This window comes from Henriciella aquimarina (genome assembly GCF_002088975.1).
GTDB classification, from domain to species: domain Bacteria; phylum Pseudomonadota; class Alphaproteobacteria; order Caulobacterales; family Hyphomonadaceae; genus Henriciella; species Henriciella aquimarina.
In genome coordinates, this window is the sequence record NZ_NCST01000062.1 from 112,236 (window position 1) to 132,936 (window position 20,701).

Consider the following 20,701-nt stretch of genomic DNA (forward strand, 5'->3'; position numbering starts at 1 on the left):
TATGAGAACGCATGATCTGTGCGCTCTCCATACGTTCCTTTTTGCTGATCGACCGGCTCGATATTGAGTCGTCCGACGGCTTCACCGCCCTGACTGGCGAGACCGGTGCGGGCAAATCCATCATCCTCGATGCGCTGGGCCTTGCGCTTGGCGGGCAGGCCAGCCGGAAATATGTCCGCAAGGGCGCCGAGCAGGCCGTTGTGCTGGCGGAGTTCTCCCTGCCGCCGGATCATCCGGGCTGGGCGGTCCTGGCCGAGCAGGGGATCGAGGCGTCTCCCTTCGAGACGCTCACCCTGAAGCGCGTCATCCAGGCCAACGGCCCGGCGCGCGCCTTCATCAACGACCAGCCGACCAATGCCGGCCTGCTCGCCTCGCTGGGCGAGACGATCGTGGAAATCCACGGCCAGCATTCCGCCTCGACGCTGATGCGGGCGGCCCGCCACCGGGAGCTGCTCGACGCCTATGCCGGCAATGAAAGTCTGCTGGAGGCCTGTGCTGCCGCCTGGAAGGCCTATCAGGACAAGCGCGAGGTGCGCGTGCGCCTCGAGGAAGACCTCGAACAGGCCGGTCGCGACCATGCTTATTTGCTCGCCATGCATGAAGAGCTCGAAACGCTTGGCCCCCAGCCCGGCGAGGCCGAGACGCTGGCGGCCGAACGCACGCTGCTGATGCAGTCGGAGAAGATCGCCGAATCGGTCAGCGAGGCGGCCCAGGCTTTCGAGGAAGGCGAAATCGAATCGTGTCTCTCGCGCGCCAGCCGGGCAGCCGAACGCGTGCTACGCATTGACGGGATCGAGGCCCATGACGGTCCGCTCTCGCGCGCGGCAAAGGCGGCGGCCGAAGCGCTCGACCGCGCACTGATCGAGATCGGCGAGGCGAGCAGTGCGCTCGATGCGCTCGGCCATGAGGCCGTCCACGATCCGGACGCGCTGGAAAAGGCCGAACAGCGCCTGTTCGCGCTCAAGAATGCCGCGCGCAAATACGGCGTCGAGCCGGATGGCTTGCCGGCCCTGCTGGACGAGACTGCCGAGAAGCTTGCCCTGTCGGAGGCCCCGGAAGGCTCCATCGAGAAGGCACGTTCGGAAGAAACCGCCGCAGCCGCCCAGTGGCGCGGGGCCGCCGGGCGTCTCACCGAGGCGCGCCAGACAGCTGCCCGGCGTCTGGAAGCCGGGGTCGAGGGGGAGCTGAAACCCCTCAAGCTGGAGCGCACGCGCGTTCAGGTGCGCCTGGAAGAGATCGGCGAGGAGGCGTCCGGCGCGTATGGGCTGGAACGCGTCGAATTCGAGGTCGAGACCAATCCCGGCGCGGGCTTCGGGCCGCTGCGCCAGATCGCGTCGGGCGGCGAACTCGCGCGCTTCTCGCTCGCCCTGCAATGCGTGCTGGCGGAAACCTCGCGGGCCCCGGTCATGGTCTTCGACGAGGCCGACCAGGGCGTTGGCGGGGCGGTGGCCGCAGCGATTGGCGAACGCCTCGCCCGGCTGGCATCCACCCGCCAGGTCTTTGCCATCACCCACAGTCCACAGGTTGCCGCATCGGCTTCGCACCAATGGCTGGTCTCGAAGGCTGCAGATGGCGCAAACGGGCTTGGCGAGACGCGCCTGAGCGGTCTAGATGCTGGCGAGCGACATGAAGAAATTGCACGGATGCTGTCCGGCGCGCGGGTCACCGAGGAGGCGCGGGCAGCCGCCACGCGATTGCTGGAGGATGTATGAGCAAGCCGGTTCCCGTCGAGGATCTCTCCGAAGCAGATGCCCGGCGGGAACTGGCAAGGCTGGCGACCGAGATCAAGCTCGCTGACGCGGCCTATTACAAGGAAGACGATCCGCATCTCAGCGATGCCGATTATGATGCGCTGCGCGCCCGCAATGCCGAGATCGAGGCGCGCTTCCCGCATCTCAAACGCAAGGACAGCCCGAGCGAACGCGTCGGCGCGGAGGTCTCCGAAGCCTTCAGCAAGGTCACGCATGGCGTGCCCATGCTCTCGCTCGACAATGCGTTTTCCGACGAGGACGTCGCCGAATTCGCCGCCCGTATCCGGCGCTATCTTGGGCTCTCGGACGATGAGACGCTCACCATCACCGCCGAGCCGAAGATCGACGGCCTGTCGCTCAGCCTCACCTATGAGGATGGCCAATTCGTACGCGCCGCCACGCGCGGCAATGGCCAGGTCGGCGAGGATGTCACCGCGAATGCCCGCACCATCGAGGATATCCCCGACGCGCTGAAAGGCAAGAGCTGGCCGGGCAGGATCGAGATCCGCGGCGAGGTCTATATGACCGGTGAGGCTTTCGAGGCACTCAACGCCTCCCAGGAAGAGGCCGGCAAGAAAATTTTCGCCAATCCCCGCAACGCTGCCGCCGGCAGTCTCCGCCAGCTCGACGTGGCGATCACGAAGTCGCGCCCGCTACGCTTCTTCGCCTATGCCTGGGGCGAAGTTTCGGAGTCCTTCGCAAAGACCCAGACCGAAGCCATCGAAACGATCGATGCGTGGGGCTTTGTCACCAATGAACTCTTCAAGCCGCACGACACCGTCGACGGCCTGCTGGAGGCCTATCGCGACATGGCCGAGCGTCGCGCCATGCTCGGCTATGATATTGACGGGGTCGTCTACAAGGTCGACCGGCTGGACTGGCAGGAGAGGCTCGGCTTTGTCAGCCGCTTCCCGCGCTGGGCCATCGCCCACAAATTCCCCGCCGAACGCGCCGTCACCAGGCTCGAAGCCATCGAGATCCAGGTCGGGCGTACCGGCACGCTGACGCCGGTCGCGCGCCTCACGCCGGTGACCGTCGGCGGCGTCGTCGTCTCCAATGCGACGCTGCACAATGAAGACGAGATCGCCCGCCTCGATGTGCGCCCCGGCGACATGGTCGAGATCCAGCGCGCCGGCGATGTCATCCCGCAAGTGCTCGGCGTGGTCGATGCCCACGAGGCCAATCGCGCCCCGCCGTTCGAGATGCCGGAGGAATGCCCCGAATGTGGCTCGGCCGCCGTGCGTGAGGTCGATGACAAGGGCGAAGCCGATGTCCGCCGCCGCTGCACAGGCGGTCTCACCTGTCCGGCCCAGGCCGTTGAAAGACTGAAACATTTCGTCTCCCGCAAGGCGCTCGACATCGATGGTCTTGGCGCCAAACAGATCGAGCTGTTCTACGGCCACGGCGTGGTGAAGGGCCCGCAGGACATTTTCCGCCTGGCCGACCGGATCGAGGCGGCCGGCCTGCCGCCGCTCAGCGAGTGGGAAGGCTTTGGCGAGACCTCGGCGCGCAACCTCTTTGCCTCCATCGATGCGCGCCGCACCCCGCCTTTCCAGCGCTTCCTCAATGGCCTCGGCATCCGCCATGTCGGCGAGACGACGTCGGGCCTCTTCGCACGCAGCTTTCTGAAATGGGAGAGCTTCTGGGACACGGTGAAGAAGGCGTCCGAGGGCGACGACAGCGCCGAGGCTGATCTTCTCTCCATCGATGGCGTCGGCCAGACGGCGGTCAACAGCCTGAAGGATTTCGCCGCCGAGCCGCACAATCAGGAGATGCTGACCGATCTGCTCGCCGAGGTCGAGGTGGAGGACGCCGAAGCCGCGGCCAGCGACAGTCCTGTGGCCGGCAAGACCATCGTCTTTACCGGCACGCTCGAAAAGATGACGCGCGACGAGGCGAAGTCGCGGGCCACCGCGCTTGGCGCCAAGGTGTCCGGCTCGGTCTCGAAGAAGACCGACATTGTCGTCGCCGGGCCGGGCGCGGGCTCCAAGCTCAAAAAGGCCGAGGAACTCGGGCTCCAGGTGATGAGCGAGGATGACTGGCTGGAGCTGGCGGGGCTTTAGGTTCCCTCAGAGCGGTGCGCACTGCGCTTTCAGCCACTCGCTCACTTCGCCCTCGACCAGCGGGCCGATCTTCTCCAGCACCTCTGCGTGATAGGCATCCACCCAGTCGCGCTCGGCCTGCGAGAGCCGGTCGAGGTCGATCAGGTCGCGCGCGAGCGGCGCCCAGGTGAGGTTGCGGAAGCCGAGCATCTTGCGCTCGCCGCCCGGAATGTCGGCCGGCGGGGTGACATATTGCAGGTTCTCGATGCGGATGCCGTACTGGCCCTCGCGATAGAAACCCGGCTCGTTGGAGACGATCATGCCGGGCGCCAGCGCGACGCTGTTCCACGGCTTGGCGATGCGTTGCGGGCCTTCATGCACGCCGAGATAGACGCCGACGCCGTGGCCGGTGCCATGGTCGTAATCGAGCCCGGCCTGCCACAGCGGATAACGCGCCAGCGTGTCGAGATGGGTGCCGGTCGTGCCTTCCGGGAAGCGCACGGTGGCAAGCGCGATATGGCCCTTCAGCACCAGCGTATAGTGCTGGCGCATGTCGGCCGAAGGTTCGCCGATGGGCACGGTGCGGGTCACGTCCGTGGTACCGTCGAGATACTGCCCGCCACTGTCGACGAGATAGAGCGAGCCGCGCTCGAGCTTCAGGTTCGAGGCCGAGGAGACGCGGTAGTGCGGCAGGGCGCCGTGCGGGCCGGCGCCGGAAATCGTCTCGAAGGAGAGATCGTTCAGGTCCCCCAGAGCCTCGCGGAAGCTTTCGAGCTTCAGCGCGGCATCGATTTCGGTGACGTCGCCGGACTGGGCGTCGGTGGCGAGCCAGTGCAGGAAGCGCGTCAGCGCCGCCCCGTCGCGGATGTGGGCGGCTTCGGTGCCCGCAATCTCCGTGTCGTTCTTGCAGGCCTTGGGCAGCAGCACCGGGTCGCGCTTGCGCACGATGTCGGCGCCGGCATCCTCAAGCGCGCGGAAGAACCAGGCCGAGGCGAGCGCCGGATCGAGGCTCACCGTCTTGCCCTTCAGTTCGGCGAGCGCCGGTTCAAGCTCGTCCATCGGGCGCAGGCGCACCTGGTTGCCGAGATGCTCGCGCACCTCGTCGGAGGATTTCTGCGGATCGAGGAAGAGGTCGGCCGAGCCGTCACTGTTCAGGATGGCGCGCGAGAGCGGCAGGGGCGAGCAGGCGACATCGCCGCCGCGAATGTTGAATGCCCAGGCGACCGAGGCGGGCGAGGTGATGACGGCCGCATCGGCGCCGTCTTCTTTCAGCGTCTCGGCGATCTTCGCGCGTTTCTCCCCGGCATCCTCGCCGGCATATTTCGTTGCCTGCGGGACGACTTTCGCCATCGGCTCGGCCGGGCGGTCCTCCCAGGCGGCATCGATCGGATTGGTCTCGACGGCTTTCAGCGAGACGCCGGCCTTCTTCGCGCTCTCTTCCAGCGTGGCGAGATCGTTCGGCGTCATCAGCTTCGGATCGTAACCGAGCGTCTTGCTTTTCAGCGCCTGTTTCGCGAGCCAGCCGAAGGGGCCGGGCTCGGGCAGGGCCTGCACCTCGATCAGCTCGGGATCGGTCTGGTCGCGCACCTGCAGGGTGTAGCGCCCGTCGGCAAAGATGACGGCGCTGTCCTGGAAGACCATGGCCGCCCCGGCCGAGCCGGTGAAGCCGGTCGCCCAGGCCAGCCGGTCATTGCAGGCCGGCAGGTATTCGTTCTGATACTCGTCCTCATGCGGGACATAGAAGCCGTCGAGGCCTTGCGCCCTCATGGCGTCGCGCAGGCGGGGAAGATTCTGGCGCCCGAGCTGCGGGCCGCCCTTCACATCGAAATTCTGTCTCATGCCCCAAATCTAGTGCGAAAGCGGCACGAGCGGAAGAAGGGCACTCATATCGTGCGCTCTTATCTTACCCCGCCTGCGGGGGAAGTGGCCCGCGAATGCGGGTCGAAGGGGGCGAGTCACAAAGAGCGGTATCTCGTGTGGCACCCCCTCCGCCCTTCGGGCACCTCCCCCGTGAACGGGGGAGGAAAGCGCTACACCTTCCGGAACACCAGGCTCGACCAGCCATCCTTGCGCACGCGGTGCACCAGCGAGAGGCCGCGCGAGCCATAGGCGGCGCGCACCAGCGGTTCCTGCGGCTCGAGCAGGCCCGACAGGATGACATGGCCGCGCGGCGCCGTCAGGCGGGCGATTTCCGGGGCGAGGCCCACCAGCGGGCGGAACAGGATGTTTGCGAAGACGAGGTCATATGGCCCGTCGCGCCGGATCGTGGCGTTGAAGCCGCCGCCGGTCTCGAAGGTCTGGAAGGCATTGGCGACATGGTTCTTGGCCGCATTCTCATTGGCGACGCGCACGCTGTCGGCGTCGATCTCCGTGCCCCAGGCGCGCTTGGCGCCGGCCTTGATCGCGGCAATCGCCAGCACGCCGGAGCCGGTGCCGACATCCAGCACCTTTTTCGGCGCGGCATATTTCAGCACATGTTCGAAGCCCATCAGGCAGCCGAGCGTCGTGCCGTGATGGCCGGTGCCGAAGGCGGGGCCGGCCTCGATCAGGATTGGCGTCTTGCCGGGCGCCGACTTGGCCAGCACATGGCTGCCGGCGACGATGAAGCGGCCCGCCTCGACCGGCGGCAGCCCTTCCAGTGACAGCGTCACCCAGTCGCGGTCTTCCAGCGCCTCGATGACGGGGTTCAGCGTGGGCGAAGTCTCCAGGATCATCGCCTTGCAGGCCTCTGCATCCTCTTCGCTCTCGGCATAGGCGTCGAGGCGCCAGGCATGGCGGCCGTCTTCCTTGGCATCGACGGCCCCGGCCGGGGATGGATCGGCCCAGGCGAGTGCGTCCCAGGCGGCTTCGATGGCCTCACGCGGGCCTTTTGCGGTGATCTGATACATGGCGCGATGGGCCATAGCAGAGCGGCGCGAAGCCCGATAGGGTGCACCGCACGCATGAGGACAGGAGTATGGCGATGAGCGCATGGAGTTTCTGGAAAGCGGCTGTCGCGGGCCTTGCGCTGGGGCCGCTCCTGCTTGCGCCAGCGAGCCTCGCACAGGAAAGCGACGAGGCCGAGGCTGAGGCTGGCGCGGACGATGCCATTCCCGAAGATGCCTGGCGCGCGGTCGATCCGGACAATCTGCTGCTCATCGAGACCGAAGAGGGCACCGTCACCATCGAGCTCAATCCCGGTTTCGCGCCCAACCATGTCGAGCGTATCCGCAAGCTGGCCCAATCGGGCATCCTGAATGGCGAGCATTTCTACCGCGTCATCGACGGCTTCGTCGCGCAGGCCGGGGTGAATGAGGAAGTCTCCGCGCTCGACTGGCCCGCGCTGGAGGCCGAGAATGACCGGGCCTATGGCAATGAGGGCTTCATCGCGCTCGGCAATCGGGACCTGTTTGCCCCGGAGGTCGGCCATATCGAGGGTTTCCCTGTGGCCCGCAACCAGCTGCTCCAGCAGGAATGGCTGCTGCATTGTCCGGGCGCGGTCGCCATGGCGCGCGATACCGGACCGGACACCGGCTCGACGGAATTCTATATCGTGCTGGACGCCCAGCGCTATCTTGACCGCAACCTCACCGTCTTCGGGCGGGTGATTGACGGCATGGAGCATGTCCAGGCTTTCCCGCGTGGCGACCGCAGCGTCGAGAATGGCGTACTGCAGCCGCCCGAGGCCGGCGAGACCATTCTCGATTTCTATATCGCCAGCGACCTGCCCGAGGATGAACGCCCGCAATGGCAGGTGATGCAGACCAACAGCATCGCCTTCGAGGATTTCAAGGTCGCCAAGCGCATCCGCAATGAGGAATTCTTCTACCGCACGCCGCCGGCCATTCTCGACATCTGCAGCTTCCAGGTCCCGGCCCGGCGGATCGATGATGGCGCGGACGAGGCCGAAGAGGCGGCAGCCCCGGCGGACTCGGCCATGCCGGAAGAGATGGCTGCGCCGGAAGGCGCTGCTGCCGGCGAAGACACTGAAACGGAAACGCAGGCCGAGGCGTCTGAGCCTGGTCCTACGCCGGAGACGGCTGACTGATCAGTTGCGCCAGCCGCGGTTGTAATGCGCCCACGGATCGGCGCGGTCGTCATGCAGCGGCACGGCGCCATAGCGCCCGCTGCTTGACCAGATGACCGTGCCTTCCTGATAGACCGGCCCGCCATAGGCCTGCTGCTGGCGCTCGGCCTCCGGGGCGCAGCAACAGCAGTCGTCCAGGGGCTCCTCACGCACGGTCTCGACCGGCTGGACTTCGTCCTCGGGATAGATTTCGGCGGCATGCGGGGTCAGCGGCTCTGGCCCGCGATTGGGCGGCGGGGCGTCCTTGTAACCGTCGGCAAAGGCGGGCAGGGCCACAAGGCCCAGAAGGCCTGCGCCCAGGATCAGGGATTTCTGCATCATGGCTCTCCTGTCTGCGGCCGGTGTCCGGCGCCGAATGCCCGGATCCAGCAGCAAGGATCATGCCGCGGCATGGCTTTCACCTGACAGGCGTGATCGCCCTGACGGTTTGCCTCTAGGCGTACACGGCCAAAAGCGTTTAAGAGACGGCCATGAGCAAAGCATTGAACATCGCCATTGCCGGCGTCGCAGGCCGCATGGGCCGCCAGATTGCCGCCGCCGCGCTTGAGGCCGGCCACACGATCACCGGCGCCACCGAAGCTGAGGGCTCCCCGCATCTCGGAGAGGACATCGGCACCATTCTGGACCGGGCCGAGATTGGCTGCGCTTCCATCGCCGATCCGGCCGAGGCGGCCAGAGGCGCCGATGTCTGGATCGACTTCACCGCGCCGAAAGCCACGCTGGCCGCCCTGCACGTCCTGAAAGCCCAAGGCGTGAAGGCCGCCGTGATCGGCACGACCGGCTTCGACGGCGCCGAAGAGGCCGACATTGCCGAAGCCGCCGGGGAACTGCCCATCGTCAAGGCGGGCAATTTCTCGCTCGGTGTGAACCTGCTCTGCGCGCTGACGAAACGGGCCGCCGAAAGCCTCGGCGAGGACTGGGACATCGAGGTGCTCGAGACCCACCATCGCCGCAAGGTGGATGCGCCGTCCGGCACCGCGCTGATGCTGGGCGATGCGGCCGCCAAGGGCCGCGGGTCGGATCTCAAGACGCTGCGGCGCGGGCCCTATGACGGGCCGGATGCCAAGCGCGAGACCGGCACGATCGGGTTTGCGGTGCGCCGCTCCGGCGGAGTGATCGGCGAGCATGAAGTCACCTTCGGCTCCGACATGGAAGTCGTCTCGCTCGCCCATACCGCGCTCGACCGGGCGGTCTTCGCCAATGGCGCGCTCGCCGCGGCCCGCTGGGCCGTCCAGCAGGATCCGGGCCTCTACGACATGGACGATGTGCTCGGCCTCTGAAGGCCGCCTGCAGCATTTGACGCAACGGCATAGATTGCAATTCCCGAAGGGAAGGGGCCTAGCTGCTGCGTGATAGCCATCGTTTAGTATCTTCGGGAGGACATCATGGCAGAGGCATATATCATCGACGCGGTCCGTACGCCGCGCGGCATCGGCAAGGTCGGCAAGGGCTCGCTCGCCCACCTTCACCCGCAGCATCTCGGCGCGACCGTGCTCGGCGCGATCCGCGACCGCAACAATCTCGACACCTCGACCGTCGACGATGTGATCTGGGGCACCAGCTCCCAGAAGGGCGCCCAGGGCGCCGATATGGGCCGCATGGCTGCGCTCGATGCCGGTTATGACGTGTCGGCCTCCGGTGTCACGCTCGACCGGTTCTGCGGCTCGGGCATCACGACGGTCTCTCTGGCCGCCGCGCAGATCATGTCCGGCATGGAAGACTGCGTCGTCGCAGGCGGCTGCGAGATGATGAGCTACACCGCCGCCACCGCCGATCCGAAGAACCCGCCCATGATGGATGCGGGCAACCTTCACCTGCGCGAAATGCACCCGCAGTCCCAGCAGGGCTGCTGCGCCGATGCCATCGCGACGCTGGAAGGCATCGACCGCGAGGCCGTCGACCAGCTCGCCGTGACCAGCCAGCAACGTGCCAAGCGCGCCATGGATGAGGGCCGTTTCGACAAGTCCGTCATCCCGGTCTACAACCGCGACGGTTCGCTCGCCCTCGACAAGGACGAGTTCCCGCGCCCGAGCACCACGATGGAAAGCCTGTCGGGCCTGAAGACCGTCTTCAACATGTTCTGGGATGTGCCTGTCGACGAGCAGGGCTTCACCTATGGCAACATGATCGAGAAGAAGTATCCGCAGATCAAAGGCAAGGTGAACCATGTCCACCATGCGGGGAATTCCTCCGGCGTGGTCGATGGCGCAGCCGCCATCCTGGTGACCTCGAAGGACTATGCCGACAAGCACGGCCTGAAGCCGCGCGCCCGTATCGTGGCGACCGCGAACATGGGCGACGACCCGACGCTGATGCTCAACGCCCCGGTCCCGGCGGCGAAGAAGGTGCTCGAAAAGGCCGGTATGACGACCGACGATATCGACGTCTACGAGATCAATGAGGCCTTCTCGGTCGTCGCGGAAAAATTCATCCGCGACCTCAAGCTCGACCGCGAAAAGGTCAACATCAATGGCGGCGCCATGGCGCTCGGCCATCCGATCGGCGCGACCGGCTCCATCCTGATCGGCACCGCCCTGGACGAGCTCGAGCGCTCCGGCGGCAAATATGGCCTCGTCACGATGTGTGCCGCCGGCGGCATGGCCCCGGCCATCATCATCGAACGCATCTAGGCGCACGCCCCCGATAAAACTGGAAAGCCCGGCCCCTGAAAAAAGGGCCGGGCTTTTTGATTCCGCGAAGGCGCCGCCATGACGGGCGCTGCGGCGGGCGCCGTCCATCCCCGGCAAACTTCCATGAAATTCAAACGACTGGCTGAACCATAACTTGATGTCTGTGTGCCATATCGGGCCGTAACGAAATGGCCCGGCCGGGTCGAATTACGGGTGATAGGAATGGCTAAGACGGTACTGGTGATCGATGACGATCCCACACAGCGCAGGTTGATTCAGGCAGCGGTCGAGAAGGCGGGCTTTGCCTGCCGCACGGCTCCTGACGGCGAGACCGGTTTCACCACCGCGACCGAAGCCGGCGCCGATGTCATCCTGCTCGACCTGACCATGCCGGGCCTGTCGGGCATGGAAACGCTGGAGCGCCTGTCGGAACGCATTCCGAACGTGCCGGTCATCATGCTGACGGCCACGTCCGGCATCGACACCATCGTCACCTCGATGCGGGCCGGCGCTGTCGATTTCATTGTGAAACCCGCCAATCCCGAGCGCGTCGTGGTGTCGATCCGCAATGCGCTGAAGATGTCCTCGCTCACCGGCGAAGTGAAGCGGCTCACCCGCAAGTCCGAAGGCGGCATGAGCTTCGATGACATGATCGCCGCGGCGCCTGCCATGCGCCAGGTCGTGCGCCTCGGCCAGCGCGCCGCCAGTTCCGACATTCCGGTGCTGATCCTCGGCGAAAGCGGCGTCGGCAAGGAAGTGATCGCCCGCTGCATCCAGGGCGCCTCCGAGCGCGCCGGCAAGCCGTTCGTCACCGTCAATTGCGGCGCTATTCCGGAAAACCTGGTTGAGTCCATCCTGTTCGGCCATGAGAAGGGCGCGTTTACGGGCGCGGTCTCCAAATCGCTCGGCAAGTTCGTCGAGGCCGATGGCGGCACGCTGTTCCTGGACGAAGTCGGCGAACTGCCGCTCGACATGCAGGTGAAGCTCCTGCGCGCCCTGCAGGAAGGCGAGGTCGATGCCGTCGGCGCGCGCCGTCCGACCAAGGTGGACGTGCGCATCATCTCCGCGACCAACAAGGATCTCGCCGAACAGGTGAAGGCCGGGGCCTTCCGTGAGGATCTCTATTACCGCCTCAACGTCTTCCCGGTCGATATGCCGTCGCTGCGCGAACGCAAGGACGACATCCCGGCGCTGGTCGACCACTTCATCTCGCGCTTCAACGCATCCGAAGACCGTCAGGTGCAAGGCGCCAGCGAGGAGACGCTGCAGATGCTGTGCGCGCATGACTGGCCGGGCAATGTCCGCCAGCTCGAGAATGCCGTCTTCCGCGCGGTCATCCTGTGCGAGGGCAATGAGCTGCAGCCGCATGACTTCCCGCAAATCTCGGGCATCATGCCGGAAATGGCCGACCTTCCGGCCGTCGCCGAGCGCAGCAATCCGGCCAATGACGCCGTCGCCCAATCCGGCGCCGCCGGCTCCGGCCCGGTCGCGATCAAGACAGAAGAGGGCGAGATTCGCACGCTGTCCGATATCGAGCGCGATGTGATCGAATACGCCATCGATTTCTATCAGGGCCACATGTCGGAAGTCAGCCGCCGCCTCGGCATCGGCCGGTCGACGCTCTACCGCAAGCTTCGCGAATACGAGCTTGATCCGGATGAGAAAAAGACCGGCTAACGATAGAGGAGGATACACTTAGAGGGAGCAGTGGAGCCTATCTCAATTAGGCCCACTCGTCCCACTTTGTACGGAAGAACTCTGGTCCTTCAACATCTTGAAAGAAATGTGCAAGCTCGTCGAGTTCCGCTCTACTGAGGAGTTCACCCGAGGCGACGAGTGATTTCGCTTTCGCTTGAGCTCGCCATGCAGCTTGTGCGAGCTGATACGTCAGGTCTGGATCATCCATCACTTTTTGCACGAAGTGATCGAATTTCACGTCATATCTCCCAATTGGATCTCAGCTATAAAACAGCGATTCTTTCCACTTCGTCCTGAGCAGATATCCTTATCCACAGCGAACTTTGCGACCAAGCACCGCAAGAAACGGGTGGAAGCCGTCGTCTGATCGCGCGACACTGCGCCCATGACGACCACGCTTCCTTCCCTGCCCGAGCGCTCAGTTGCCTATGAGCGCATGGCCGATGCCCTCGCGCATCTCGGTGAGACCTGGCAGGATTGGCCGGACCTTGCCGAATGCGCCCGGGCCATGGACCTGTCGCCGCATCACTTCCAGCGTGAGTTTACCCGCTGGGCCGGGGTTAGCCCGAAACAGTTCCAGGCCGCGCTCGCCCACGCCCAGGCCGGTGACCTGCTGCGTCAGGGGGCGAGCGTCATGGATGCCGCCTATGAGGCGGGTCTGTCTGGTCCCTCGCGGCTTCACGATCTTTTTATCGCCCATGAAGGGCTTACGCCCGGCGAGGCCAAGACCGGCGGAGATGGCGCGGCCCTCACCATCGGCGAAGCCCCCACGCCGTTCGGCACCGGCGTCTTCCTCGTCTCGCCGCGCGGGCTCTGCGGCCTCGGCTTTGCCGATGACGGGGCGGGCGCGAAGACCGGTTTCGAGCACCCCGGCTATCCGAAAGAGGCGGTCCTCGCCGACCTGGCCGGGCGCTATCCCAAGGCCGGGATCGCCCGTGACGACGCCGAAGCCCGCCGCTGGGCCGAGCGCATCTTCCAGGGCAGCGAGCCGATCCCGGTCGCGCTCTACGGCACGCCGTTCCGCCGCCAGATCTGGCGCGCGCTGCTCGACATTCCGGCCGGCGAGACGCGCACCTATGGCGAAATCGCCGCCGCCGCCGGACAGCCCAAGGCCGCGCGTGCCGCCGGGACGGCGATCGGCGCCAACACCATCGCCTGGCTTATCCCCTGCCATCGTGCCCTTGCTTCGGACCAGCGGTTACATAATTACCATTGGGGTGTGGCACGTAAGCGTGCCATGCTGACTTATGAGCGCGCGCACGCCGCCTGAGCCCTGACGTCTGCTCGGGCGCCCGCGCCGGACGGATCCGAGGGACCCTTTGCGATGATACTTGGCTTCTATGCGCTGATGTTCGTGGCGCTTGGGATATGGGGGCTCTGGCTGTTCATGAAGTGGCGCGAACTGCCGGACTTCGCGAACGCCGTCTATATCTCCATGCGCGACAAGGGCCTGTTGTCGGACAGGATCGACCGGGAGTCCTTTGCCGAAAGCTTCATCCGTTGCGAGGCGCCGCTGGCGGCGACCTATCGCTGGGGCGCGGCGCTGTTCTGCCTGCTCGCCCTGCCGCCGCTGATCGCCGGCTTCAACTGGATCTGGACCTTCTTCTGGCGCCTTGGCGGCGCCCAGCCCGGCCCCTTCGAACAGGGCTACATGCTGCAGATCTTCATGACCTTCCTGTTCGTCATGGGCGTCATCGTCGGCGTGCTCTACCTCGTTACCGCCTATTATTACCGCAATGCGCCGCCGACGCTGAAGTCCGAGATCCGGCGGCTGGAAGGACAAACCTCATGAGCGTCGAATATCTCCACTCCATGCTCCGAATTTCCGATGTCGATGCCGCGCTGCATTTCTTCTGCGACGGCCTCGGCCTGAAGGAACTGCGCCGCGTCGACAATGAGGCCGGCCGCTTCACCCTCATCTTCCTCGCCGCGCCGGAAGACATTGCCCGCTATCCGGACGCCCGCAAGGAAGAGTCGGGCCTGCCGCCCGGTCTGCCCATGGTCGAGCTGACCCATAACTGGGATCCGGAAGAGCTGGAAGGCGGGCGAAATTTCGGCCACCTCGCCTATACGGTCGACGACATCTATGCCGCGACCGAGCGGTTCGAGAAGATTGGCGTGACGATCAACCGCCCGCCGCGCGATGGGCGCATGTGCTTTGTGCGCTCGCCCGATGGCATTTCCGTCGAACTCCTCCAGAAGGGTGAGCCGCTGGCGCCGAAAGAGCCCTGGGCCAGCGCGGAGAATATCGGCACGTGGTAGATCTGCCAGTTGCCGCCGGGCCATCGCCTCTTAATTAAGACGTATGGCCGATAATCAGGATCCCGAACGCAACCGCCTTTCCGCCCGCCTGAGGCGCACCGCCCGCGTCGGCGGCAACCTCTCCGGCGCCGGGCTCTCCTTTGCGGCCAACCGCTTCTTCGGCGGCGACGAACGCGAGGAGAAGACGGCCAGGGCGCTCGCCACCGCGCTCGGCAAGACCAAGGGCCCACTGATGAAGGTGGCCCAGCTTCTCTCGACCATTCCCGATTTCCTGCCGGCTGAATATGCCGAGGAGCTGTCGCAGCTGCAGGCGCAGGCCCCGTCCATGGGCTGGCCCTTCGTCAAGCGCCGCATGCGTGCCGAGCTTGGTGCCGACTGGCAGGACAAGTTTGCAAGCTTCGGCAAGGAGGCCGCCCACGCCGCCTCGCTCGGCCAGGTTCATAAGGCCACGCTGCCGGACGGGCGCGAGGTCGCCTGCAAGCTGCAATATCCCGACATGGCGAGCGCGGTCGAAAGCGATGTCGGCCAGCTGAAAAGCCTGCTCGGCCTGTTCAAGCGCATGGATGGCTCCATCGACCCGGAAGAGATCATTGAGGAAATCGCCGACCGCCTGCGCGAGGAGCTCGACTATGGGCGCGAACGCCGGGCGATGCGGCTTTACCGCGAAATGCTGGAGCCGAAGGCGTTCGTCCACATCCCCGAGCCGGTCGATGAGGTCTCGACCGACCGGCTGCTGACCATGGAATGGGTCTCCGGCGATCCGCTGAGCAGCTATCAGGACGCCTCGCAGGAGACACGCAATGGCATCGCCAAGCGGCTCTTCTGGACGTGGTGGCTGCCGATGACGCGCTATGCCGTCATCCATGGCGACCCGCATCTTGGCAATTACCAGGTCACGAAAGAGGGCGAGGGGCTGAACCTGCTCGACTTCGGCTGCATCCGCATCTTCCCGCCGAATTTCGTCGGTGGCGTGGTCGATCTCTATCGCGCCATGCTGGCCGACGATTTCGATGCCGCCTATGCGGCCTATGAGAAATGGGGGTTCCGGAACCTCAACAAGGATCTGGTCGAGACGCTGAACATCTGGGCGCGTTTCATCTACGGCCCGCTGCTCGAAGACCGTGTGCGCAGCGTCGCCGACGGGGTGGCACCCGGCGAGTACGGCCGCAAGCAGGCCTTCGAGGTGCGCCAGAAGCTGAAGGAAAAGGGCCCCGTCACCATTCCGCGCGAATTCGTCTTCATGGACCGTGCGGCCATCGGTCTCGGCGCGGCCTATCTCCGGCTCGGTGCGGAGCTCAACTACCACCAGCTCTTCGAGGAGAGCCTTGAGGGCTTTTCCGAAGCGGCTGTTGCAGAACGCCAGTCCGACGCGCTTTCCAAGGCTGGCCTCAGCGGCTAAGCCGGAGGGCATGGAAGAGACCGGCCCCTACAACACACCGCTGGCGCTTGCGCGTGAGCCGTTTACCGCCGCCTTCTGGGTGCTGTGCGCGCCTTTTCTCTTCCCCGTCGTCGGCGTTGCGCTGGCCGGTCTTTTCTGGCCGGGCTTCAGCGAGACCGTGGGGAATGCTGCCGCCAGCGGCGAGGCGATTGCCTGGGTCTGGATCACGCTGGCGCTCATCCATCTCGCCCACTTCGCCATATTGAGCGTGTGGAGCGAGCGGATCGGGGCAGGGCCTTTTGCCGGCGCGGTGAAAGCCTCGCAGAACTGGATCATCGCCGCGGTCCTGCTCGGCCCCGTCGTGCTGATCGGGCCGAACATCGTCATCGGGGCGATCTTCGGCGGCACCGAGGGCTGGGAATATTCCGGCGAGGTGAACACCGCGCTCTACGATCCGGGCAATTGGGGCCCCGCCTATCTCGCCTTTGCCTGCCTGCTGGCGCCGCTGCTGGAAGAGGTGACGTTCCGCGGCGTGGCGCTGGGCGCGCTGCTGGCGCGCGGGGTTCCGGCGGGCATGGCGGCGGTCGTCTCGACGGCGGCCTTCACCTTCATCCACCTGCAATACTCCGTGCCGGCGCTCGCCATCGTCTTCATTGCCGGGCTGGGCCTTGCCTGGCTGAGGCTGAAGAGCGGCACCATCCTTGTGCCGATCCTCGCCCATATCAGTGCCAATGGCTTCGTCACCTTCCTCGCCAGTCTTGCCCCGCCTCCCGCTGGGTGAGGGCTTGTGAGGGGGCGCGACCTCCGGCAAACCGCGTCATCTGATGACTGACGATTTCTCACGCGGCGGGCAGGCCGAAACGGCCACGCCCCCGGACCGCCGCCCAGACCCCACGCAGGAGGAATTGCTCCTGCAGCCCTATCAGGGCCAGCGCCCGCCCGCGCCAGGCTGGTTCACCCGCGCGGTCGAGACCCCGTTCCGCACCCGCACGATCACCGTCGAGGGCACCGACATCGTCTACCAGCAATGGGGCGATGCCGCGAAGCCGGGCCTGCTTCTGGTGCATGGCAATGGCGCGCATGCCGGCTGGTTCGATTTCATCGCGCCCTTCCTCGCCGAAGACTGGAATGTGGTCGCGGCCAACTTTTCAGGCATGGGCGACAGCGGCTGGCGCGAGGCTTACACCTTCAGCGGCTTCTGCGCCGAACAGATCGCCGTCTGCGAGGATGCCGGCCTTTTCGACCATGCACAGAAACCCGTCATCGTCGCGCACAGCTTTGGCGGGCTCGTCTCGCTGCTGACCGCTATCGAGCATGGCGACCGGTTCGCCGGGGCCATCATCGTCGACAGCCATATCGAGCCGCCGGGCGAGGATCGTCCGCGCCCGCCCAGGCGCACCAGGCCAAACCGGGTCTATCCCGATCTCGCCAGTGCGCTCGCCCGCTTCCGGCTGGCCCCGCCACAGCCTTGCGAGAACGATTTCGCCGTCGACTATATCGCACGCCATAGCCTGAAGGAGACGCAGGACGAGGACGGCCGGCCCGGTCTGGTCTGGAAGTTCGACCCCTTCATCTTTTCCAAGCTGCTGGCCGAATGGGACACGATGGACCTCACGCGGCTTGAGACGAAGTGCCCGATCCTGTTCATGCGCGGGGCGGAGTCCAGCCTCGTCACGCCCGAGGTCGCCGCCTATATGGCGTCGCTGCAGGATCCGCCCGTGCCGACGGTGTCCATCCCGCAAGCCCACCATCACATCATGCTCGACCAGCCGCTCGCCTTTGTTGCGGCCATTCGCGGCATTCTGACGGGCTGGCCGGGCGGGCGGTAAATCCCGTTTGCAAACAGGGGCCACGCGCCGTAAACCGCCGCGCATGATCGAGATCCTCCCCGAAACGCCGGCGATCCATGCCGAAGCGATCGAAGACCTGTTCGACCGGACCTTCGGGCCGGGCCACTTCGCCAAGACCGCCGAGCGGCTGCGCGAATACTCCGCCTCCGTGCCGGAGGTGAACCGCGTCGCCGTTCTGGATGGGAAGGTGATCGCGGTCTGCCGTGTCTGGCCGCTCGTGGTCGGTGAGCGCCGCGACAAGGCGCTCTTTTACGGCCCCGTCGCTGTCGCTCAGGATCATCGCGGCGACCGGCTGGGCCTGCGCGTGACCGAGGCGGCCATCGAAGCCGGCATCGAGACGGGCTGGCCGGCCGCGGTCCTGATCGGGGCTCCGGCCTATTTCGGCGAGATCGGGTTTTCGGTCACCCCGCATGGCCGGCTCACCTTTCCCGGCCCGCAGGACCAGTCGCGCGTCATGGTACGCAACCTCGCCGGCGATGCCGGACAGCTTGAAGGGCTCGTGACGGCGGCCTGAAACCGCCCCGTCTGCCGCCGCGCTTAACCACGATCAACACACACGGTGTTTTCGTTTCTGTAATGGGCAGAGGCGGGAACCGATGTGCCCATTCGCTGGTTCGATCAGGGTATTCGCCAGAGGCAGGCAGACAAAAGGTCATGAATAGCCAGAGGACAGGCATACGAGCCGCACACAATAATGCCGGCCCGTCTGTTCTGGCCGATGACGACGAGCCAACGGATCTCCTCTCATCCCCCACCCCGCGGCTCGTCGTCATCTCCAATCGCGTCCCGCACGCCGCCACCGCCCCGGGCGGTCTGGCCGCCGCCATGCAGGACGCGTTGTCCGGCCGCGACAGCCTCTGGTTTGGCTGGAGCGGCGAGACCACGCAGCAGGCCAGCCACAATGTCCGCTTCAAGCATGACGGGCGTACGACCTACGCCCTCACCGATATCTGCGACGAGGATTATGCCGGCTATTATGAGGGCTTTGCCAACCGCATGCTGTGGCCGGCCTTCCACTACCGGCTGGACCTCAGCCGCTATGCCGAAGCCGATTATACCGCTTACCGGCGTGTGAACCGCCAGTTCGCCCAGCGCGTCGCCCCGCTCATCCGGCCCGACGACCTGATCTGGATCCATGACTACCATCTCATTCCGCTTGCGGCCGAATTGCGCCAGCTTGGGATCGACAACCGCATCGGCTTTTTCAGCCACATCCCGTTTCCCTCACCGGAAGTCTTCCACGCCATCCCGCACCATCATGAGCTGATCGAGGGGTTTGCCGCCTGCAATCTGGTCGGCTTCCAGTCGGCGCGCGACCGGGCAAATTTCGAACGCTATGTCTGCACCTTCGCCGACGGCTTCTGGCGCTCGGACGGGCGCGTCTGCCTCGGTGACCGGATTGTCCGGGCCGGGACCTATCCGATCGGCATCGACGCGGAGGATTTCCGCAACAAGGCGCTCGCCCCGGAGGTGAGCGGCATCGCCGAAAAGCTCTCGCGCGCGGCGGCCGGGCGCAAGATGATCCTCGGCGTCGACCGGATGGATTATTCCAAGGGCCTGCCCGAACGCGTCGAGGCGATGGAGGCGCTGTTCCGGCTCTATCCCGAACTTGTCGGTGAGTGCCAGCTCATCCAGGTGGCGCCGGTCAGCCGCGGCGGGGTCGAGGCCTATGCCGCGCTGCGCCAGCGCCTCGAAACTGCCGTGGGCCACGTCAATGGCGCCTATTCGACGCTCGACTGGTCGCCGGTGCGTTTCGTCGCCAAGGCGGTCCCGCGCAACGAGGTCGCCGCGATGATGCGGGTCGCCAAGGTCGCGCTGGTCACGCCGTTGCGCGACGGCATGAACCTTGTCGCGAAGGAATATGTCGCCGCGCAGGACCCGGACGATCCGGGCGTGCTGGTCCTGTCGGAATTTGCCGGCGCCGCCGAACAGCTTTCCGGCGCGCTGGTGATCAACCCGCACAACCCCGACGACCAGGCCCGCGCCATTGCCCGGGCGGTCTCGATGCCGCGCGCAGAGCGTGTGGCGCGTTACTGGGAAAACCGTGAAGTGCTGGCCGCGCGCGACGCCAACTGGTGGTCGAGCAGCTTCCTGGCCGATCTCGAGAGCGCCAGCGTGGACGACTTCACCTCACAGCTGATGAACGCGGTTCAGACGAGCCGCGCGGCCGAATAGGGCTTACGACGTCGTCGAGCGTTCGGCCTGCGGGACTTGCTGGATACCATCGATAAAATCGACCGCGCGGGCGCGTTTCACGCTTTCGCTGAAGCGCGGGATGACGCTCATCGAGGCGTCGGTTTCGAGGATCACCCACTGGGCGTCATCCGGGTCGACCAGACCGTTCTCCCGCAGCGCCGACATCACCTCGCGCTTGGTGACGCGCTCGCTCAGCATGGCCTTCTCGCGGAACTCCCCATTCTCGACCAGGACGACCGGTTCGGCCTTCACCAGTTTCGAGACCCAGCGATTGTGCAGCACGCTCTTGGTCAGGATCCATTGCAGGAGCAGCAGCGTGGCGATGCCGGCAATGGATTCCAGCACGGTCACGCCCTTCAGCACGATGCCGGAGGCGGCCAGCGAGCCCACCGCCACCGTCACGATCCAGTCGAAATTGTTCATCTGCGAGGTCGACCGCTTGCCGGTGATCCGGATCAGGAAAACAATGGTGAGATACATGATCGGGGCGGAAATGATGACCCGCACAAGATCGCTCTGCTGGTCGAGAAGAATGGGGTCCATGCGCGCAAGGCTCCTGACATAAAGGGGATATGCAGGCTCAATGCATGCGCCATAGCGGCTGTTCCGCGCGAGGGGCGACGCCGGGCACGATCCGGCGTCCGACCGGATGGGGCGCGGGCCTAGGCTTTGCGCCATGGAGACGAGCGACGGATTCATCGAACAGGGCCGGCAGGCCATACTCGACACGCTGCATGAGGCGGCGGTGCGGATCGGGCTGCACCTCATCCCCGCGACGCTGACCAAGACCGCGGCGCGCCAGTTTCGCGCCCGGCTGCGCCTTGTCGC

At 65.7% G+C, this 20,701-nt stretch carries 19 protein-coding genes; 14 read left to right on the forward strand and 5 right to left on the reverse strand.

Annotation, left to right across the window (positions count from 1 at the left end; genetic code table 11):
- The first annotated feature begins 11 nt into the window (after positions 1-11).
- Both recN and ligA read left to right on the forward strand, forming a co-directional pair.
- Positions 12-1,712 (forward strand): DNA repair protein RecN, encoded by a 1,701-nt coding sequence (gene recN / locus B8784_RS10210; protein ID WP_084397865.1) that lies wholly within the window; start codon positions 12-14, stop codon positions 1,710-1,712.
- Positions 1,709-3,814, forward strand: a complete 2,106-nt coding sequence (ligA, locus tag B8784_RS10215) for an NAD-dependent DNA ligase LigA (RefSeq protein ID WP_084397866.1) — start codon at positions 1,709-1,711, stop codon at positions 3,812-3,814. The genes recN and ligA overlap by 4 nt, the downstream gene beginning before the upstream one ends.
- A gap of 6 nt (positions 3,815-3,820) precedes the next feature.
- Here the strand turns inward: ligA and B8784_RS10220 are convergent, their stop codons facing one another.
- Both B8784_RS10220 and B8784_RS10225 read right to left on the reverse strand, forming a co-directional pair.
- The gene (locus B8784_RS10220; protein ID WP_084397867.1) at positions 3,821-5,632 is read right to left on the reverse strand and encodes an aminopeptidase P family protein; all 1,812 of its coding nucleotides are present in this window, start codon (positions 5,630-5,632) and stop codon (positions 3,821-3,823) included.
- Between the two features lie 191 nt (positions 5,633-5,823).
- Entirely contained in the window at positions 5,824-6,681 is an 858-nt protein-coding gene (locus B8784_RS10225; RefSeq protein WP_084397888.1) for a 50S ribosomal protein L11 methyltransferase, read from the reverse strand.
- A gap of 74 nt (positions 6,682-6,755) precedes the next feature.
- On the opposite strand from B8784_RS10225, the gene B8784_RS10230 reads away from it, so the two are divergent.
- Positions 6,756-7,820, forward strand: coding sequence for a peptidylprolyl isomerase (locus tag B8784_RS10230; protein WP_158085648.1), 1,065 nt, complete (start codon positions 6,756-6,758; stop codon positions 7,818-7,820).
- On the opposite strand, the gene B8784_RS10235 is transcribed toward B8784_RS10230, so the two are convergent.
- Positions 7,821-8,180 (reverse strand): hypothetical protein, encoded by a 360-nt coding sequence (locus B8784_RS10235; protein ID WP_084397869.1) that lies wholly within the window; start codon positions 8,178-8,180, stop codon positions 7,821-7,823. It lies immediately after the preceding gene.
- Positions 8,181-8,329: 149 nt separating this feature from the next.
- On the opposite strand from B8784_RS10235, the gene dapB reads away from it, so the two are divergent.
- The 3 genes from dapB to B8784_RS10250 all read left to right on the forward strand — a co-directional run bounded on the left by dapB (position 8,330) and on the right by B8784_RS10250 (position 12,166).
- The gene (dapB, locus tag B8784_RS10240) at positions 8,330-9,139 is read left to right on the forward strand and encodes a 4-hydroxy-tetrahydrodipicolinate reductase (protein ID WP_084397870.1); all 810 of its coding nucleotides are present in this window, start codon (positions 8,330-8,332) and stop codon (positions 9,137-9,139) included.
- 105 nt (positions 9,140-9,244) lie between these two features.
- Positions 9,245-10,489, forward strand: a complete 1,245-nt coding sequence (locus B8784_RS10245; RefSeq protein ID WP_084397871.1) for an acetyl-CoA C-acetyltransferase — start codon at positions 9,245-9,247, stop codon at positions 10,487-10,489.
- 222 nt (positions 10,490-10,711) lie between these two features.
- Positions 10,712-12,166 carry a sigma-54-dependent transcriptional regulator gene (locus B8784_RS10250; protein WP_084397872.1) on the forward strand — a complete coding sequence of 485 codons (1,455 nt, stop codon included), beginning with the start codon at positions 10,712-10,714 and terminating at the stop codon, positions 12,164-12,166.
- 46 nt (positions 12,167-12,212) lie between these two features.
- On the opposite strand, the gene B8784_RS10255 is transcribed toward B8784_RS10250, so the two are convergent.
- The gene (locus B8784_RS10255) at positions 12,213-12,425 is read right to left on the reverse strand and encodes a hypothetical protein (protein ID WP_143435412.1); all 213 of its coding nucleotides are present in this window, start codon (positions 12,423-12,425) and stop codon (positions 12,213-12,215) included.
- A 147-nt stretch (positions 12,426-12,572) separates the two neighbouring features.
- Here B8784_RS10255 and B8784_RS10260 point away from each other — a divergent pair, with 147 nt between their 5' ends.
- The 8 genes from B8784_RS10260 (at position 12,573) to B8784_RS10295 (ending at position 19,852) form a co-directional block, all read left to right on the forward strand.
- The gene (locus B8784_RS10260) at positions 12,573-13,457 is read left to right on the forward strand and encodes a methylated-DNA--[protein]-cysteine S-methyltransferase (protein WP_084397874.1); all 885 of its coding nucleotides are present in this window, start codon (positions 12,573-12,575) and stop codon (positions 13,455-13,457) included.
- Positions 13,458-13,511: 54 nt separating this feature from the next.
- Positions 13,512-13,979 carry a hypothetical protein gene (locus tag B8784_RS10265; protein WP_084397875.1) on the forward strand — a complete coding sequence of 156 codons (468 nt, stop codon included), beginning with the start codon at positions 13,512-13,514 and terminating at the stop codon, positions 13,977-13,979.
- A complete protein-coding gene (locus tag B8784_RS10270) occupies positions 13,976-14,449 on the forward strand; it encodes a VOC family protein (RefSeq protein ID WP_084397876.1) in 474 nt (157 codons plus the stop codon). The genes B8784_RS10265 and B8784_RS10270 overlap by 4 nt, the downstream gene beginning before the upstream one ends.
- A gap of 43 nt (positions 14,450-14,492) precedes the next feature.
- Complete coding sequence (locus B8784_RS10275; RefSeq protein WP_084397877.1) at positions 14,493-15,848, forward strand: ABC1 kinase family protein; 1,356 nt, start codon at positions 14,493-14,495, stop codon at positions 15,846-15,848.
- Between the two features lie 10 nt (positions 15,849-15,858).
- Positions 15,859-16,608, forward strand: coding sequence for a CPBP family intramembrane glutamic endopeptidase (locus tag B8784_RS10280; protein ID WP_084397878.1), 750 nt, complete (start codon positions 15,859-15,861; stop codon positions 16,606-16,608).
- 43 nt (positions 16,609-16,651) lie between these two features.
- Positions 16,652-17,656, forward strand: coding sequence for an alpha/beta fold hydrolase (locus B8784_RS10285; protein WP_084397879.1), 1,005 nt, complete (start codon positions 16,652-16,654; stop codon positions 17,654-17,656).
- A 43-nt stretch (positions 17,657-17,699) separates the two neighbouring features.
- The gene (locus B8784_RS10290; protein ID WP_084397880.1) at positions 17,700-18,191 is read left to right on the forward strand and encodes a GNAT family N-acetyltransferase; all 492 of its coding nucleotides are present in this window, start codon (positions 17,700-17,702) and stop codon (positions 18,189-18,191) included.
- Between the two features lie 140 nt (positions 18,192-18,331).
- Positions 18,332-19,852: an alpha,alpha-trehalose-phosphate synthase (UDP-forming) gene (locus B8784_RS10295; RefSeq protein ID WP_084397881.1), complete on the forward strand. Its 1,521-nt coding sequence runs from the start codon at positions 18,332-18,334 to the stop codon at positions 19,850-19,852.
- Positions 19,853-19,855: 3 nt separating this feature from the next.
- On the opposite strand, the gene B8784_RS10300 is transcribed toward B8784_RS10295, so the two are convergent.
- Positions 19,856-20,416 carry a DUF421 domain-containing protein gene (locus B8784_RS10300; protein ID WP_084397882.1) on the reverse strand — a complete coding sequence of 187 codons (561 nt, stop codon included), beginning with the start codon at positions 20,414-20,416 and terminating at the stop codon, positions 19,856-19,858.
- Positions 20,417-20,701 lie beyond the last annotated feature (285 nt).

What these genes read in the sequence shown, in the direction of transcription:
- recN (WP_084397865.1), top strand. Translation starts at nt 12, where the DNA reads ATGATCTGTGCGCTCTCCATACGTTCCTTTTTGCTGATCGACCGGCTC.
- ligA (WP_084397866.1), top strand. Translation starts at nt 1,709, where the DNA reads ATGAGCAAGCCGGTTCCCGTCGAGGATCTCTCCGAAGCAGATGCCCGG.
- B8784_RS10220 (WP_084397867.1), bottom strand. Translation starts at nt 5,632, where the DNA reads ATGAGACAGAATTTCGATGTGAAGGGCGGCCCGCAGCTCGGGCGCCAG.
- B8784_RS10225 (WP_084397888.1), bottom strand. Translation starts at nt 6,681, where the DNA reads ATGTATCAGATCACCGCAAAAGGCCCGCGTGAGGCCATCGAAGCCGCC.
- B8784_RS10230 (WP_158085648.1), top strand. Translation starts at nt 6,756, where the DNA reads ATGAGCGCATGGAGTTTCTGGAAAGCGGCTGTCGCGGGCCTTGCGCTG.
- B8784_RS10235 (WP_084397869.1), bottom strand. Translation starts at nt 8,180, where the DNA reads ATGATGCAGAAATCCCTGATCCTGGGCGCAGGCCTTCTGGGCCTTGTG.
- dapB (WP_084397870.1), top strand. Translation starts at nt 8,330, where the DNA reads ATGAGCAAAGCATTGAACATCGCCATTGCCGGCGTCGCAGGCCGCATG.
- B8784_RS10245 (WP_084397871.1), top strand. Translation starts at nt 9,245, where the DNA reads ATGGCAGAGGCATATATCATCGACGCGGTCCGTACGCCGCGCGGCATC.
- B8784_RS10250 (WP_084397872.1), top strand. Translation starts at nt 10,712, where the DNA reads ATGGCTAAGACGGTACTGGTGATCGATGACGATCCCACACAGCGCAGG.
- B8784_RS10260 (WP_084397874.1), top strand. Translation starts at nt 12,573, where the DNA reads ATGACGACCACGCTTCCTTCCCTGCCCGAGCGCTCAGTTGCCTATGAG.
- B8784_RS10265 (WP_084397875.1), top strand. Translation starts at nt 13,512, where the DNA reads ATGATACTTGGCTTCTATGCGCTGATGTTCGTGGCGCTTGGGATATGG.
- B8784_RS10270 (WP_084397876.1), top strand. Translation starts at nt 13,976, where the DNA reads ATGAGCGTCGAATATCTCCACTCCATGCTCCGAATTTCCGATGTCGAT.
- B8784_RS10275 (WP_084397877.1), top strand. Translation starts at nt 14,493, where the DNA reads ATGGCCGATAATCAGGATCCCGAACGCAACCGCCTTTCCGCCCGCCTG.
- B8784_RS10280 (WP_084397878.1), top strand. Translation starts at nt 15,859, where the DNA reads ATGGAAGAGACCGGCCCCTACAACACACCGCTGGCGCTTGCGCGTGAG.
- B8784_RS10285 (WP_084397879.1), top strand. Translation starts at nt 16,652, where the DNA reads ATGACTGACGATTTCTCACGCGGCGGGCAGGCCGAAACGGCCACGCCC.
- B8784_RS10290 (WP_084397880.1), top strand. Translation starts at nt 17,700, where the DNA reads ATGATCGAGATCCTCCCCGAAACGCCGGCGATCCATGCCGAAGCGATC.
- B8784_RS10295 (WP_084397881.1), top strand. Translation starts at nt 18,332, where the DNA reads ATGAATAGCCAGAGGACAGGCATACGAGCCGCACACAATAATGCCGGC.
- B8784_RS10300 (WP_084397882.1), bottom strand. Translation starts at nt 20,416, where the DNA reads ATGGACCCCATTCTTCTCGACCAGCAGAGCGATCTTGTGCGGGTCATC.